The organism is Shinella kummerowiae, from assembly GCF_009827055.1.
In the GTDB taxonomy this organism is placed as follows: domain Bacteria; phylum Pseudomonadota; class Alphaproteobacteria; order Rhizobiales; family Rhizobiaceae; genus Shinella; species Shinella kummerowiae.
In genome coordinates this window covers 1-627 of sequence record NZ_WUMK01000040.1, presented here as the reverse complement: position 1 = coordinate 627, position 627 = coordinate 1, and the positions used below count along the sequence as shown (strand labels likewise).

The 627-nt window shown below is 53.4% G+C and carries 1 pseudogene; it reads right to left on the bottom strand.

From position 1 onward, the window contains the following. Positions 1–18: 18 nt before the first annotated feature. Positions 19–627, bottom strand: a pseudogene (locus GR138_RS30155) (integrase); the annotation flags it as partial.

Here is a 627-nt window from a genome sequence, read left to right as displayed (position 1 = left end):
ATTACCCCGCCAAGGGGATTAAATTTGCATGCCGAAACACATCAAACCGTTCAAGCGTGCGCTAGGCGTATTGACGAACACGTCGCAGAGCCAACGGAGCACTACAACCATGAACTCGTCGATAATAAGCGTTGCGTCGCCAACGGAGTCGTAATCACGACGTTCGACCACGTTGGAGAACGTGCGACCGTCGAAATACGACATCAAGTCCTTTGCGAATGTCTTGAAAAGCGCCTCAATGAACGGGCGCTTCCATGCTTGACCAGCAGGCGGGCGCGTGAGGGATACGCTGCTCATAAGAAAAGCGTCACGCGTGACATCGGCGATGTAAGGCGTACCGTTATCGGTGAACACGTTCTCTGGACGAACCTTTGCCGTCCAAGGAGTTTTCGCGCCAACAAGCTGCGAAATGTGGGTCTTGTCGGACATCACCATTTCGAGCGCTTTAACTACAGCGGACGCACACGGCTTACGTGTTCCGACGAACGCCAATGGCATGCCGGTCGCTGCATCAACCGCTGCTACGACCCACAGGCGTTGCGGTTTGTCTGCACTAGCCTTTTCCATAATCGTCTTGAATTTGTCAGGAAGAAGCAACCAGGCTCCTGTTTCCTTCATCAGGGTGAT